Annotated in this window: 11 protein-coding genes and 1 riboswitch; of the genes, 1 reads left to right on the top strand and 10 read right to left on the bottom strand. The window is 33.2% G+C overall.

Features of this window, described 5'->3' with window-relative positions:
* Positions 1-34: 34 nt before the first annotated feature.
* From AACQ14_RS10620 to AACQ14_RS10575, 10 genes are all read right to left on the bottom strand, one after another.
* Positions 35-2164, bottom strand: a complete 2130-nt coding sequence (locus AACQ14_RS10620; RefSeq protein ID WP_339363561.1) for a neutral/alkaline ceramidase — start codon at positions 2162-2164, stop codon at positions 35-37.
* Positions 2165-2413: 249 nt separating this feature from the next.
* A complete protein-coding gene (locus AACQ14_RS10615) occupies positions 2414-3943 on the bottom strand; it encodes a xanthine/uracil/vitamin C permease (protein WP_339363560.1) in 1530 nt (509 codons plus the stop codon).
* Positions 3944-3988: 45 nt separating this feature from the next.
* Positions 3989-5356, bottom strand: coding sequence for a monomethylamine:corrinoid methyltransferase (locus AACQ14_RS10610; protein WP_339363559.1), 1368 nt, complete (start codon positions 5354-5356; stop codon positions 3989-3991).
* 46 nt (positions 5357-5402) lie between these two features.
* Entirely contained in the window at positions 5403-7142 is a 1740-nt protein-coding gene (ade, locus tag AACQ14_RS10605; protein ID WP_339363558.1) for an adenine deaminase, read from the bottom strand.
* A gap of 268 nt (positions 7143-7410) precedes the next feature.
* Positions 7411-7512, bottom strand: a riboswitch (purine riboswitch).
* Positions 7513-7730: 218 nt separating this feature from the next.
* Positions 7731-8261 (bottom strand): GNAT family N-acetyltransferase, encoded by a 531-nt coding sequence (locus tag AACQ14_RS10600; protein ID WP_339363557.1) that lies wholly within the window; start codon positions 8259-8261, stop codon positions 7731-7733.
* 153 nt (positions 8262-8414) lie between these two features.
* On the bottom strand, positions 8415-8951 hold the full coding sequence (locus tag AACQ14_RS10595) for a 2-oxoacid:acceptor oxidoreductase family protein (RefSeq protein ID WP_339363556.1): 537 nt from the start codon (positions 8949-8951) through the stop codon (positions 8415-8417).
* 2 nt (positions 8952-8953) lie between these two features.
* On the bottom strand, positions 8954-9691 hold the full coding sequence (locus AACQ14_RS10590; protein WP_193774598.1) for a thiamine pyrophosphate-dependent enzyme: 738 nt from the start codon (positions 9689-9691) through the stop codon (positions 8954-8956).
* A gap of 2 nt (positions 9692-9693) precedes the next feature.
* Positions 9694-10758, bottom strand: a complete 1065-nt coding sequence (locus AACQ14_RS10585) for a 3-methyl-2-oxobutanoate dehydrogenase subunit VorB (protein ID WP_339363555.1) — start codon at positions 10756-10758, stop codon at positions 9694-9696.
* A 26-nt stretch (positions 10759-10784) separates the two neighbouring features.
* Positions 10785-10991: a 4Fe-4S dicluster domain-containing protein gene (locus AACQ14_RS10580; RefSeq protein WP_212690608.1), complete on the bottom strand. Its 207-nt coding sequence runs from the start codon at positions 10989-10991 to the stop codon at positions 10785-10787.
* A gap of 151 nt (positions 10992-11142) precedes the next feature.
* Positions 11143-11811, bottom strand: a complete 669-nt coding sequence (locus AACQ14_RS10575) for a P-loop NTPase family protein (RefSeq protein WP_339363553.1) — start codon at positions 11809-11811, stop codon at positions 11143-11145.
* 619 nt (positions 11812-12430) lie between these two features.
* Between AACQ14_RS10575 and AACQ14_RS10570 the strand changes: the two genes are divergently transcribed.
* A complete protein-coding gene (locus tag AACQ14_RS10570; RefSeq protein ID WP_339363552.1) occupies positions 12431-16117 on the top strand; it encodes a galactose-binding domain-containing protein in 3687 nt (1228 codons plus the stop codon).
* The last annotated feature ends 16 nt before the right edge of the window (positions 16118-16133 follow it).

The raw sequence follows: 16133 nt of genomic DNA, 5'->3' as shown, positions 1-16133 counted from the left end.
ATTGCAGCCCCATTTTCAATTACTTATTTACCAATTAATTTATTTGAAATTCACTTGATAATCCATCAAAGTGTATGATATCACCTGTCCATCCATTTTTATATGCACCATGATGAAGAATTCTATATGTTCCTGGCATGGTATCGTTAGGTATTGTCCATTCTACTTTTCCTAGAGAGCTACCCCATACTGGATCTTTTCTTATCCATCTGTATTTAGTTTCCCAATCCCAATCATTAGCGATTGTTACCCATTGATTATCAACTCTTTTTTGTACTTCTAGATAAGTGGATTGAGTTTTTAGATCATTCTTGGGATGACCAGTCCAGAAGGAAACAGATACATTATCACCAATGTTGTAAGAAGAGTTTACGTCTTCTTCAACTTCTCCAAAATCCTTACCTATAGGAACATTATCAAGAACAACTCCTGTTTGAAAACACATTTGTTCGTCTTTCAAATCTCTAGGTGTAGGACCTGGTTCAGTGGCAACATTATTTTTCATATCTTTAGTTATTTTGTGGAATTCCTGTAAATAACTTGGCAATGTCCATTTTCCAAAATGAGTAGATGCTCCTTCGTAATGTTGCACATCATATTCTTCCTGAGTAGCTACGTAACCACTATAGGCATTGGAGAGTCCTGCTAAAACAACGGTATGGTCTATATCAGAGTCTTTGTCCATAGTCTGCTTGACAATTCTTTTTAGCCTTCTACCAGACATAGAGGTAAATTCAGCTGGTACTGCCACTAATACTAATTGACCTATTTTAATAATCTGTATAGGCAATATTTCTGGAGTCCAAGGATAAGGTTCTCCTTTTCCAGTGGCAAAAAGTATTGGTTTTGGATAGTGCTGTTCCCATAGTTCTGGATATTTTAATCCATTGACAGTATTGATTTCCGGAATTATATTCAAAAAATGTTGAGCAGTCTTTACTAGGTTGCATCCCTCATCTATTGGATAATCATCTGTAGTCATTCCCTCATGGAACATATCTATATTACTAGGACCATCCTCTGCTCCACAAGCAAATGAATATCCTATAGCAGCATCATAGGTCAACTTATGGTCTGATTCTGTTATTTCAGTTGGTAGTTCACTATTGCACTTATAACTAGTATATTCTGGAGCTACACTTATGTTGGAAAAATCTATGTATTTATGTCTATAATCAATGTCACCACTTACAATAGTATTTGCAGAATTACTTAGTTCAAGTCCCTTCAAGTATTGCTGTTCTCCTGCAAATTTCGTACTTTCAAAATCATTATCTCCATATCCTTGTTCTCCGCCATGAATATTAGGAGATATATCACCACAATCACTTTGGGCAAATGCGGCTACAAATGTTTTATCTGCCATATAATCAGTACCCATAGTTTTTTCATATAAATATGATGCATATCCTTTATTATCACTGGATATATAATGATTTGTATTACCCATTGATGTTGGATGTATTGGGAACCAGTTTATTATTCCTAATAAGTCTCCATTATTGTTTTTGAAATTAAGCATTACCATATCCCTATCAATATCATCTGTAAAGATATTTCTCTCATCTTCATCATTGTTGTTATAAGCTACTATAGACCTATTGATACTTGTCCCATTAAGAGTAGAAGAATTAATCTCAATATAACCTGGTTCAAGATTATTATGAGCTCTTACTATAGAATTATATATACCATCTACTATACAATCATAATTTTCTTCAATGTAACCATATGCTGAAATATTATATAAAGCATAATGAGAATGACCTGCTGGACCACAATGAGTATGAGTAGCACTTAACATAACGTTTTCATCTCTATATAAATCACCATATGTCTCCTGCAATTTCCTCATTACACCCTGTTTGACTCCCTGAAACAGTTGTCCCAAATCTGCACTAACAAACACAGTTCTCTTATTATTGGTATTATCAGCAACTATAAATGCCCTTGACCGAAGCCTAAGATGAATCCCTTCCGTTATTTGTTCATTACTGGCATAACCCATCATGACTACTTCTGCGGCTGGTCCTGTGATATCGTAAATACCTGTCCCAACATAAAAGTTCGTATTGTCTTTTGCATATGTAACATTATGTGTAGGTATTGCAAGCAAGGATATAGCACATAATAGGCATAAAAACTTTCTGAATCCTCTTAACATATAAATCTCCTCCTTGTCCTAGTAATATAATATATTCATATATATTGTTCTTTATGAATATACCTTATATTCAAGGAATTAATAAAATATGACTTAGTTCCATTTATAATTCTATAAATATATCTATCAATTTCACTTACCTTAAAAAGCAATTGTATCCTACTGATTTATTACATAATAAAAAGACTTGGAGATTTTATTTCCAAGTCTTCTTATGTTAATTATAGTCATTTATGTAATTCTTAATTATTAAATATAGTCATAGTCATCAGGCACAGTGAAACTCCCTTTAAATAGATTGAGTACAATACATATGATACCCATTATTAGATAACCGTAGAAATAAGGGTTTAAGCTTATTCCCAAGGATGGCGAATGAATAAAACCTACAAGAGCCAATGCAGCTGCCACTAATCCAACATAACCGGCTTTATCCAAGCGTTTATCAATAATGAACGCAGTGATTGCCGCCCATAACATACCAGTCAATATAGCTCCATATTTTAGTTCTGTTACACCTGCCCACATGACCCCTTCATTGGTCAGAGCTGAGGCAATATCTGGTGTAACTTCATAAATACCCTGGGAGGATAATGCTAATGTTACTTCAGTATATATGTAATCAGCAATATGTGGTATAAATGCAACAACAACTGCTGCACCATGTCTGAATGGTCTAGCTTCTCTAAATGCCTGTACGATAATAGTTATTGAACACCATACAAATGTAATTGCTGCAATTACAGGGGGCATTATAGAATTAATGAATGCATAGGCTCCAAAGATCCCAGCAGCTCCTAATACAAGACCTGATATCCAAGAATATCCAGAACCTGCTTTACCTTTTTTTAGTCCAGGATGACCAAGCCATACAGTGTTAGGAATAACACCACCAAAAATAGCTGATAACATAGTCATTGAACCATCGGCAATCTGAGCTTCACGGACATTATATTTATCACCTGCCGCTATTGCAGATTCAACATTATCCATTGTCTCGATGAAGTTATATATTTGAATAGGTATAATAACTGCAAGATATGGCCCTATAAGCTTCATTCCATTTATAACTGCCTTTACTCCATCTACAGGATTGGTAAGAGTAAATCCAAAACCACTTACATCTGGTTTTACACGACCTAATACAATAGCATACAGTATACCGCCAACAACAGCTACAAGTAACGCAGGTATCTTTTTAGGAAATACAAATCCACCAATTAGTCCAATGATGGCAATTATTAATACAGGCATTCCCAGGATTGGATCAGCATATACATCATAGAATCCTTTGTTAATCATCCATACTAGAGCAATACCACCAACAGTTCCAAGTAAAGCTGCACGTGGTAAGAACTTCCTTAGCCATGGTCCAACAAAACTACCTAAAGCTTCGATTACTCCTCCTAAAAATGTTGCCGCAACTGCTACCATCCATACTTTCTCAGGATCACCGATAGCATAGTTGAGAGGGGCTATGACTCCCCATAAGTAAACAAACATTGCTGGAGTAGATACACCTGAAGGAAGTGCTGTTACATCTGAACGTCCTTCATTTTTTGCCAGTCTGTTGGCCATCCATGCATAATAGAAACCTGAACCCATAAGTCCAATGGACATACCTGGAATAACTCTTCCGAATACTAGATACTCAGGCCATTCAAATACATATAGCAACACACCAATTACAATGATGTAGTTAACTATATTACCTGCTAAAGTATAGGCAATACCACCAATGTCACCACTTCTAAATAAAGGTAATTTTCTCTCTTTCACTTTGTAGTCTCCTTTTCATGTTATTGTAATGACTTTATAGAAAAATTAAATATTAAGTCCCATTTCATTTAATTCTTTCTTGACTTCTTCATACATGTTGACCCATTCTTCTACTGGTTCAATTTTTTCCACATCATATGCTTCGTTAAATGGTTTACCTGGATTTCCACCTTCTAAACTAAATACATGCTCATATTTATCTAATAATTTCAATACTATTTCATTGGCTGTTTCACGAGTTAATCTATTATCCACAACTGCACGTCCTACTTCGCCCATCAATCTCACTTCTAAGCCAGTACCATGAGGAACTAATCCGTCAGCAGCACCAACACCTTCTAGATGCCCTCCAGAAACAGTTGCTGTAATAGCATTAGCTGCTACCTCATATAATAGTTCTTTTGTTAAGGCTCCACTTTTTGGATATATGTCACAGAATATAATATTTGGTGCATGATTTGCATAAGCTTGACAAGCCATACTATGTACATACATACTTCCACGAGTTGAAGTTGCAACATGTCTTAAGTCAATTGGATGGCAAAGATGGTAATCAGCTCTACATAAGATATTAGCTGCCATAATAGATGCAATCATCAAGAGAGCTGAACCTGCTGCATCTCCACCTAATCCACCAACCATTGTACAAGTAAGTCCTGCATTTCTCATGCCATAATCTATACTGCTTGCAGTACGAACCATATTATCTCTATCAATAACCAATTCATTAAGCATAACTGTCAAGTGACTATCACATGGTCTTAAACGGTCAGAACCAATAGCAGCCAAATCACCTATTTCTGAAACTGCACTTTCTGCTGCTAACATACCCATTCCTGGACGACCAACTTCTCTTGTAGCACTACGCAATAAATCTAGTTCTCTTCTAACTGCCAATATTTCGGAAGCTTCGTGTTTTCTTACTGGATAGCCATCTACTGTAGTTAATGAACCACATGTGATAAGATCAACAACCTCTTCCTTCGCCCAGCTTTTTACTGTTGGCTTGAAAATATCTTCTGGAGTTGGACATCCTGGATTTCCAGCCCAAACTAGTGGATATCTTGTATCTTCTGGTTTTCTTGCATATAATGTTACAGCATCTTTTCCTTCTCCCATTAGAATCTCTTGTTTAGCATTTTTCAATGCTTCATCTATTTCTTCTTCAGTAAGATATATTCGTCTACCTTCTGACAAGTAATATACACCAATCTCTGATATCAATTCTTTCGCTGCTTTAAATGTATTTTCTATAAGAGTATCATCTGTTGGAATAATTGTATTGTTATCAAATTTCAATTCATATTTTGAGACTAACTCCATTGTCTTGATTACTATGTACTCTACATCCCATTGTTCTTTTTCAATCTTTTCACCATTGTGTGCTCTCTCTAATAGTTCTAAATAATGCATATTATTACTCCTTTTTATTTAGTTATAGTTTTTATGTTATAAAAAATTATTCTTCCACGTAAATATCAATAAAATCAAAAGTTGAAAAATCGAATAAACCTTTTTCGCAAACTTTGATTTCAGGTATTACTACAAGTGACATGAAGGACAGTGTCAATAATGGATTAATATCAACTTTTGGTGCAATTGTCTTTATCATCTTATTAAGCTTTCCTAAATCTTTTATTACTGTTTCAGAGTCCCTAGTAGTGATTAATCCACATATTTCAAGATTTAACTTAGCCAATACTTCATTACCATTTACAACAACAATTCCACCCTGCATCTCTTCTATAGCTTCAATCGCTTTCAATATATCCTTGTCATTAGTTCCAACAACAATTAAATTATGAGAGTCATGAGAAATAGTAGTTGCTATTGCTCCTGATTCCAGCTTTAGACCTTTTAGAATACCTTTACCTATGTTACCAGTTTTTCTATGTCTTTCAATTACTAGAATTTTTTGCTGATCTTTTTCTATATCTGGTTGAAAGTGTCCTTGAGTATTGGTTGTGACCTTTTCAATAGATTTCTTAGTTACTACTCCATTGTTGATTACTTCTATGACATTAGCTTTCTGATGACCTTTCATATCAATAATCAAATCTTCTTTTTTTATTTCAGGTATATTTATAGAAGCTATTAGTTTTTTTGGTTTTTCACATATATCTGTTGAAACTTCATCTATCAGCTTTTTATCTTTTACTACTAATTTTCCATTTTTATATACATCAATAATGTTAATATCCTGAATATTATCCATTATTGAAAAATCCGCAATATACCCTGGAGCTATTGCTCCTTTTTCATGGAGTTTATAACATTGGCAAGTATTATAAGTTGCCATTGATATAGCTATGATTGGATTAAGACCTGACTTGACAGCTAGTTTTACATTATGATTGACTCCACCAATAGTCACCAGCTCATCAAGATGTTTATCATCTGTTGCAAAACATAAGAGCCTATGGTTTCTCTCATTGACACTTGGTATAATATTAGGTAGATCTTTACATACTGAACCATATCTAACCAAAGTGTGGATTCCTCTTCTGTTTCTTTCTATTAAATCTTCAGCTGTTGTGGATTCATGGTCAGTTTTAATTCCTGCTGTTGCATAAGCATTCAATTTATTGATATCAAATCCTGCACAGTGACCGTCGATAATACGATTTTTGTTTTTTGCGTCTTGCAATTTTTCTATCATGTCCTCATTACAAGATACTACTGCTGGAAAATCCATAACTTCTGCAAGCCCTAGAACACTTTCTTCTTCATATAGCGGTTTTATGTCTTTAGCCGTTAGAATTGCACCACCTCGCTCAAGACTAGTGGCTGGGACACATGAAGGAAGCATTATATTGACATCTAATGGTACGTGTTTAGCCATATCCATCATATACTTTATTCCATCAACTCCACTTACATTAGCTATTTCATGAGGATCAGCAATAATAGTCGTTACTCCAAAAGGTAATATTGCATTAGAGTATTGAATTGGTGTAACCATAGAGGATTCTATATGTAAGTGTCCATCTACAAAGCCTGGAATAATGGTTTTACCCGTCCCATCGATTTCTATTTCACCTTTTCCTTTGTAATCACCTATTCCAACAAAATATCCATCTTTAATTGCTACATCTGATATATATGTATCTAGATTAAATACATCTACGATATTGACATTATTAATTACTAAATCCGCTTTTACTTCTTTTGTTGCTGCTTTTATTCTATCTACAAGCATTACACAAGACTCCTTATGACGATTATATATAATTTTTATTTGGTTTTTGGGAAGTTTCATATTAAGTAGTCTGGTATGTATTTTAAAATAGAAAGTATGGAAGATTCCTTGAACATATAAAAAAGACTTTCTATTGGAAAGTCTCTTAATTCATAGTAGATATGCATTGCATAAATTTTAGTAAGACCAAAAAACATCAGTTGGTTTATGAGTAACTGATTCCTTTAATCTATAAAGCACCTATTTATAAATAATAAATTGGTACTAACTAATTATACTATAAAATCGTAGTCCTGTATTTTACGGTTACAGGGTAGAGACTTTCTCACCATATTAGAGAATTTATACGAAACAATTAATTTTTATTATAAAATATACTCAAGCCAGTTAATATAACTAGTTTGAGTTTTCATTTGATTTTTGAATCATTCATCTATGATATAGATTGTAGAATATTGTATCACAATATTATATTTTGTCAAGAAGGTAATAATCGACAAGAATAATTTTTCAATTGGGTCATGTATTTCTATCAGCTGTCAGCTACATAATAATCATGTTCAGCATTCCCGTTGATTTTTTTCATATTTATTTTACAAATTCTTCTTTCAGTAATCCCATTACTATGATATCATGATAATTTCCTTCTCTATAAAGTTCTTTACGTAGCACTCCTTCTGTTATGAATCCACATTTTTCATAACATCTCATTGCTCTTTTGTTGAATGAATATACATTTAATTTTATTTTATTAATATTCATCTCGTTGAAGATAAATCTTACAAGTACATTCATTGCATCAGTTCCATATCCTTTATTCCAATATTCTTTGTTTCCAATGAATATGCCTATTTCCACGTTACTATTTTTCCAATCAACTTGATTTATTCCACAACCACCTATATATATATTATCTTCAAGAGTTTCAATAGCAAAATTATATGTATCTTTCAATGCAGTATTACTTTCAAACCACTTTTCTTCATCTTGCAACGTATAGGGAAAGGGTATTCCTGGATTAAGGTTCTTTTTCAGTTCTTTATCATTAATATAGTTTTGTGCTGCTTCCACATCCGATTTCCTATATTCTCTTAACCTGATTTTTTTTCCTTCATACATAATTATTACTCCTCTCTTTTTTGAATTAGCTTTCTTATGAAGTATTTTTCTCCATATGGCTATATATAAATTATATATATGTACTATAATAATGTCAATTTGCTTTTAACTATTGTATTGAAAAAAGGAGCCTTTTCAAGCTCCTTTTATTCATTACTTAACACATTCAGCTCCACGTTCCATGGCTTTTATATTAATTGGAATAAGTTGTTCTTTTGATTTTCCTAATACTTTCTTGAGTGCTTCAATAACTGAATCTATACTAACAACTTTAGTTAGTTCCAAGTAAGCACCAAGCATTACCATATTAGCTATTCTTGTGTTACCAAGTTCAACTGCAATCTCATTAGCTTTGATATAATATACATTTATATCATCTCTAGTTGCTTTTATATCTATCAGCGAGCTATTAATTAATAGATTACCGCCTTCCTTCACACTTTTTTCAAATTTAATCAATGATGGTTTGTTTAACATCAATCCTGCTGTAGCTTTCGTTACTATAGGTGATGCAACTGGTTTGTCTGATACAATTACATTACAGTTGGCTGTTCCGCCACGCATTTCTGGTCCATAGGATGGTAACCATGACACTTCTTTTTTTTCAGTCATTCCTGCATATGTTAGTATTTGACCAATAGACATAACACCTTGACCACCAAATCCAGCAATAATTAGTTGCTCAGTCATTGTTACTCCCCCTCCTTTTTAACACCCAAAGGATATACTGGAACCATGCTATCTTTAACCCATTCAAGTGCTTCAGAAGGTGACATTCCCCAGTTAGTAGGGCAAGTTGATAACACCTCAATTAATGAAAATCCTTTGTTATTAACTTGATTCTCGAAAGCTTTCTTAATAGCTTTTTTAGCTTGTTTTATATGTTTTACGTCATGAACTGATACTCTTTCTATGTAATATGCTCCATCCAAAGTAGCCAGCATTTCTGATACTTTTATAGGTAATCCTGCAAGTTTTGGATCTCTTCCATAAGGAGATGTAGTTGTTACTTGACCAACTAATGTTGTTGGTGCCATTTGTCCACCTGTCATTCCATAGATTGCATTATTGACAAAAATAACAGTAATATTTTCATTTCTTGCTGCTGCATGAACAATTTCGGCTGCTCCGATAGATGCTAAATCTCCGTCACCTTGATATGTAAAAACTATGTTATCTGGTAAAACCCTTTTAATACCTGTTGCAACGGCAGGAGCACGACCATGAGCTGCTTCGTGCATATCACAGCCAAAATATTTATATGCAAAAACAGAACATCCTACAGGCGCTACACCTATAGCTTTATCTTGTATATTAAGGTCATCTATTGCTTCAGCAACTAAACGATGTATTATTCCATGAGTACAACCAGGGCAATAATGAAAAGGAGTTTCAGTTAGGGCCTTTGGTTTATCAAATACTACTTTCATTATTATACCTCCTTCACTATTTTTCTAATCTCTGCCATAATATCATCAGGAGTTGGTACCATACCACCTGTTCTGCCATAAAAATATACGTCTTTTTTTCCGTTCACTCCAAGTCTAATATCTTCTATCATTTGACCTTTGCTCATTTCAACACTCATGAATGCTTTGACATGGTCTTTGTCAGCGTATTCTCTAACAGGTTCATAAGGGAATGGCCATAATGTTATAGGTCTTATTAATCCTACATTGATTCCTTCTTCTTTTGCCATTTCGATTACACTTTTTACTATTCTTGCAGTTGTTCCATATGCAGTTACGATTATTTCTGCATCATCACAATTATACTTTTCATATCTTACTTCTTTTTCCTCTATGAGTTTATATTTTTTATATGTCTTATCTACTTCTTTTTCAAGTTCAGCTGGGTCTATATATAATGAATTAATAATATTAGGTTTTCTAGTTCCATCGCAGCCTGTTGTAGCCCAATCTTTAGCAGGTAATTCTCTAGCAGGTGGTTTAACGAATTCAACTGGTTCCATCATTTGTCCAAGCATTCCGTCTCCAAGAATCATTACTGGATTCCTGTACATATCAGCTATATCAAAAGCTTCCATTGTAAGACTAACCATCTCTTGTAAAGTTGATGGCGCATAAACAATTAGATTATAATCTCCATGTCCTCCACCTTTAACAGCTTGAAAGTAATCTGACTGAGCTGGTTGGATTCCTCCAAGACCTGGACCCCCTCTTACTATGTTAACTATCACACATGGTAATCCTGCTCCTGCTATATATGAAATGCCCTCTTGTTTTAGACTTATTCCAGGACTTGATGATGATGTCATAACTCTTGCTCCTGCTCCTGCTGCTCCGTATACCATGTTAATGGCTGAAACCTCGGATTCTGCTTGTAAAAAAACACCTCCGATTTTAGGTAATTTTTTAGCCATATATGCTGGAATTTCATTTTGTGGTGTAATAGGATAACCAAAAAAATATTTGCATCCGGCTTGTATTGCAGCTTCTGCTATGGCTTCATTACCCTTCATTAAAACCTTTTCCATTATTACTCCTCCATTCTATACTCTAATTATTTCTCTACTTTAATGACGACATCAGGACAAATGGTAGCACAAAATGCACAACCAATACATTGATCCATGTCTGTAACAGTGGCAGGATGATATCCTTTTGAATTAATCTTATCTTTTGATAAAACCACTATCTTTTTAGGACAGACTGTGGTACATAACCCACATCCCTTACATAACTCCTCATTAAAAGTTACCTTTGCCATATGTAATCTCCTTTCACCTAAGGAAACACTTAAATATTAGTTCATCTTTTGTAAGTTTGGATAAAGTTATATTTAAATGCTCCTATAATTATTAATACTTCATAATCTAGCAAAATACTTTAGGAAGCTGATTAAGAATAATCACTCTATCCTAAAATTTGGGTTGCATAAATAAATCCATATAAAACAATTTGCCTTTATGTTTTTCTGGTAATTCTATAGATATATCTTTCTTTGCATTTATATAAGTTATGGGTATGCCTGTCATATTCGATACGTTGTCAATAATTTTCTGACCTTGTAATATAATATCTTCTGTTGTTTCGTAGGACAGATTAGTATTGTTTACTAAATCCGTGATCTTTAATCTTGATCTTAATTCTACTTGTTTCATAAGCCCTATAATATCTTCTTCATTATTAGTAAAAGGTCTTCTTGTGTTAATTACAAAATACATTTTATAATCACAAGAATCAAAATAACTTTTGAATTGACCAAGGCTGGTTGCCCCGTCTTCGTCGCCTCCTACATCAAAGAAAACATTAGTATTTTCCATACTAAAAACACTATAAATAGATGCCGGTAAAGAAGGTATATCCAGATTCGTTGTTGCAAAATTAGGAGTTATCACCTTAATATTTTTCTCTTCCAATAAAGGTTTAACTTCTGCAGAACGAAAAAAAGGATTAACCACATCAACATCTACAAGTACCGTTTTCTTTCCTTGTTCAGCAGATTTCAAAGCTGAATTGATTGCCATTTCAGTCTTACCACTGCCAAAATTCCCTGTAAAAATAGAAATATTTAATCCCTTTACCATATTACGCTCCTTTGCTATAGTTTATTTCATTATGTCCTTGTCAGAAACACATTTAGATATTAAGCAGAACTATAGGTTTTCAATAAATAGTTTGTTATTTATACCATTTATACTTATATAATAACATATCAAAACTAATTTTCCAATAAAAAATGAGAATTAAGTCGTAAATACGCAACAATTTTTCAATGTTATTTTTGTGCAATTTTACCAATTAGCAAATATGTTGTATCAGTCCACCACTCAAATACATTAATGTGGTAAATCGAAAAATATTCCCTATATTGATACTACTTTAATTAATAATAACATTAATAAATATAACAAACAAGATTTCTAGCAAACTTATTCCATGAATTTAGTTAATAAAGAAAACTTTCAAAAAATATTCATTATAAAATTTGGTAATATGTATTTAATTAATAATATTTATTATTAATATTATCCGTTTTACAAGAATTAACAAATAACCATAATATAACATAATTATCCTATTTTAAAAATCAATAATGTTCGGTTATAAAAAGTAATATAGTCTCTTTATTTATAATCGTATATTATATATAATCACCTTAAAAGTAGCCTACTTTACAAAAATAATTTTAAGGAGAGTGTTTTTATGAGAAATTGCAAAAACATACTATCATCTATCATTTTATTTGCATTAATAGTATGTACTGTGTTAACAGCAAATCAAAAAGAGATTAAAGTTTATGCATCAACAAATACTAATATAGCCATAAACAGAGCTGCTTACGCATCAAGTACCGCAAATTTTAATGACACAGCTCATCTAGCAACTGATGGCTTTGAATCAACAAAATGGTTAAGCAAAAATAGCAATCTACAGTGGATTTATGTTGATTTAGGAGAAGTATGTGAAGTAAACAGCGTAAAGCTTAATTGGACTAAGTTATACGCGGAATCTTATAAGATTCAAGCAACAAATGACATTAGTTCAAATAGTAGCTGGACTGATTTGTATTCAACTACAACTGGAGATGGAAACATAGACCAAATTAGTTTTCCCTCAACAAGTGCAAGATACATAAGGATGTATGCAACTAAGGGTGTATCTAATGAAGGTTATTCTATAACAGAATTTCAAATCTATGGTGTAAGAAACACATATCCAACTCCACAACCTGCTCCACAACCAAATGCAGATGGAACATTATATCTTACAGGAGGAAATTGGAAAGTTCAAAATGCTTCCTTTGTTGAACAAAATGGCACTAATATATCAACGTCAAGCTTTGATGACAACTCATGGATTATTGCAACAGTACCAGGCACTGTTTTAACTAGTTACCTAAATGTTGGAGCAATACCAGATCCATATTATTCTAATCAACAGCTTCAAATATCAGAATCTTTTTTTACATATAATGATTTCTGGTATAGAAATTCTTTTGAAGTACCATCAACATATGAAGGTAAGAAAGTTTGGTTAAATTTTGACGGCATTAACTGGAAAGCAGATGTTTTCGTTAATGGGAGTCAAGTGGGAAGTATTAACGGAGCCTATACAAGAGCTAAATTCGATGTGACAGATATGGTGAATATTGGCAGTACTAACTATTTAGCAATATTAATTCATAAAGTAGATAATCCAAATCCTGTAAAAGTTAAAAAATATAATCAAAATTGTTTTAATGGTGGAAAATTAACAGCTGATTCACCAACTGTTCTCTGCTCACTTGGTTGGGACTGGATACCTACTATAAGAGGTAGAAATATAGGTATTTATAACAATGTATTTTTAAGTCGATCCGGTGATGTCTCTATTATAGATCCATTTGTGAAAACAGACCTGCCTTTACCTTCTACTTCAACTGCCGATATTGCAATAAGTACTGAATTACAGAACAATTCAAGCAATAATGTAAGTGGAGTGTTAAAAGGAACAATAGGGGATATTACATTTAGTTATGATGTAACATTGAATGCATATGAGAAAAAGCAGATAGACCTTGACAAAAACATTTTTTCTCAGTTAACAATTAATAATCCTAAGCTTTGGTGGCCTAATACATATGGTCCACAAAACCTATATAACCTTAAGCTTGAATTTGAGGCGGACCAGATTGTAACAGATACTAAAGAAATTACATTTGGAATAAGAGAATATACTTATGATGATAGCAGCAACATCTTGAAACTTTCATGTAATGGCGTCAGGATTTTTGTAAGAGGGGGAAATTGGGGACTAAGCGAAGCCATGTTAAGAGAAACTGATGAATCCCTTGATACTAAGGTACGACTTCATAAAGAAATGAATATGAATATGATACGTAACTGGGTAGGTCAAACAGATTTTGAAGGATTTTATAAAGCATGTGATAAATATGGAATTATGATTTGGGATGATTTTTGGCTTGCCAATCCATATGACGGTCCAAACCCTAATGATACTGATATGTTTCTAAATAATGCAAAAGATAAAATTAAGAAAATAAGGAATCATCCATCACTTGTCATTTATTGCGGCAGAAATGAAGGTTATCCACCATCTGCAATTGATACAGGTCTACGAAATGCTATTAGACAATTTGATGGAACAAGGTATTACTCTCCAGCTTCTTCCAAAGGTGTTGTAACAGGAGAAGGACCTTATAATGTACAAGACCCTAAAAGGATGTTTGCAACTAAAGGAACAACATTCCATACAGAACTTGGTATGCACAGTACTATAAATATTGAAAGCTATAGAAAATTCATGCCTGACAAATATCTCTGGCCAATGAATGATATATGGGGTATACATGATTATTTTGACCATAATCCACTTGAATATGGAACAACTACAAGTGACAGATACGGTACAGTACAAGGAATAGAAGATTTTTGCAGAAAAGGTCAGCTTCTTAATATGGAAACACACAAAAACAGCTTTGAAGTATGGGCAAGTAAAGGAGGTCCAGGTTTATTAGGATGGATGAGTATGCCAGCTTGGCCTTCATTAATCTGGCAGACCTTTGATTACTACTACGCACCAACAGCATCCTTCTTTGCTATAAAAAAAGCATGTGAACCTACACATATTTTATGGGATTGCAATACAAATGTAATTAAAGTAACTAATAATACAACAACTAACTATACTGATTTAAAAGCTGAAGCTTGGATATATAATATGAATGGAACTGAAAAGTCCTATCAATCAGAATTTATTGATGTTGGAGAAACAGGAATAAGTGACTGCTTTACTCTCACTTTCCCAAATGATTTATCCAATGTACATTTTATTAAATTAAAACTTACTGATGCTAATGATAATGTTATATCTGACAATTTCTATTGGAGAGGAAACAAATGGCTTCAATATAGCGATCTTAATAATATGGAACCAGTTAATATTCAACCAACAGTAACACAATCCATCAATGGTTCAACATGTAGATTAACTGCAACGATCAATAATCATACCAATAAAGTTGCGTTAATGGCAAGACTTAAAGTAGTAAGAGACCAATCAGAAGAAAGAGTCCTTCCTATTTATTATGAAGATAACTATTTTTCATTATTACCTGGGGAAACAAAAGTGGTTGATATAACTTTTGATACAAAATATCTAAATGGTGAACAACCTAAATTAATTCTAGAAGGATGGAACATAAATAAAGAACTTTCTGTTCCTACAGAAGTAACAGCAAAACCATCAAGTGATACTCAAATAAATGTTTCATGGAATGAAACATTTGGAGCTACTAGCTATGATCTTATGGTAGATGGAGTTTTAGTTGAGAATGTAGCCAGTCCATATACACACTCTGAACTAGAAAAAAACTCTACACACACTTATCAAGTAAGAGCTAAGAATAACAACGAAACAAGCAGCTTTAGTTCTGAAGTTACTGCAACTACATTGGGCGATATATCATTTAATCTTGCACTTAATAAGCTAGTAACAGCAAACTCTTATGTTGCAAATGAAACTCCTGAGAATGCAGTAGATGGAACAACTTCTAACAACAGTAAATGGTGTTCTAATACCGATATAGGAGAACAATGGCTGATGGTGGATTTGGGAGAATCCTACGACATTAACCGCTGGGTTGTAAAACACGCAGGAAGCGGTGGAGAAGACAGTGTTTATAATACCAGAGACTTTAAACTTCAACAAAGTCAAGATGGAATTAACTGGATAGACGCAGATTCTGTTGGAGAAAATACATCGAACATGACTGATAGGGCAGTGCCTTCATTTAATGCTCGATATGTAAGACTATATATTACCAATCCTCAAACTTCAACAAATTGGTTAGCTGCTAGAATATATGAGTTTGAGGTATATGGAAAATAAACCAATTATATAAAAC

This window comes from Vallitalea maricola (assembly GCF_036985595.1).
GTDB lineage: Bacteria > Bacillota > Clostridia > Lachnospirales > Vallitaleaceae > Vallitalea > Vallitalea maricola.
The sequence above is the reverse complement of the archived record's forward strand: the minus strand, read 5'-3'. Positions and strand labels throughout refer to the sequence as shown.

What these genes read in the sequence shown, in the direction of transcription:
- AACQ14_RS10620 (WP_339363561.1), bottom strand. Translation starts at nt 2,164, where the DNA reads ATGTTAAGAGGATTCAGAAAGTTTTTATGCCTATTATGTGCTATATCC.
- AACQ14_RS10580 (WP_212690608.1), bottom strand. Translation starts at nt 10,991, where the DNA reads ATGGCAAAGGTAACTTTTAATGAGGAGTTATGTAAGGGATGTGGGTTA.
- AACQ14_RS10570 (WP_339363552.1), top strand. Translation starts at nt 12,431, where the DNA reads ATGAGAAATTGCAAAAACATACTATCATCTATCATTTTATTTGCATTA.
- ade (WP_339363558.1), bottom strand. Translation starts at nt 7,142, where the DNA reads ATGCTTGTAGATAGAATAAAAGCAGCAACAAAAGAAGTAAAAGCGGAT.
- AACQ14_RS10585 (WP_339363555.1), bottom strand. Translation starts at nt 10,758, where the DNA reads ATGGAAAAGGTTTTAATGAAGGGTAATGAAGCCATAGCAGAAGCTGCA.
- AACQ14_RS10610 (WP_339363559.1), bottom strand. Translation starts at nt 5,356, where the DNA reads ATGCATTATTTAGAACTATTAGAGAGAGCACACAATGGTGAAAAGATT.
- AACQ14_RS10595 (WP_339363556.1), bottom strand. Translation starts at nt 8,951, where the DNA reads ATGACTGAGCAACTAATTATTGCTGGATTTGGTGGTCAAGGTGTTATG.
- AACQ14_RS10600 (WP_339363557.1), bottom strand. Translation starts at nt 8,261, where the DNA reads ATGTATGAAGGAAAAAAAATCAGGTTAAGAGAATATAGGAAATCGGAT.
- AACQ14_RS10590 (WP_193774598.1), bottom strand. Translation starts at nt 9,691, where the DNA reads ATGAAAGTAGTATTTGATAAACCAAAGGCCCTAACTGAAACTCCTTTT.
- AACQ14_RS10575 (WP_339363553.1), bottom strand. Translation starts at nt 11,811, where the DNA reads ATGGTAAAGGGATTAAATATTTCTATTTTTACAGGGAATTTTGGCAGT.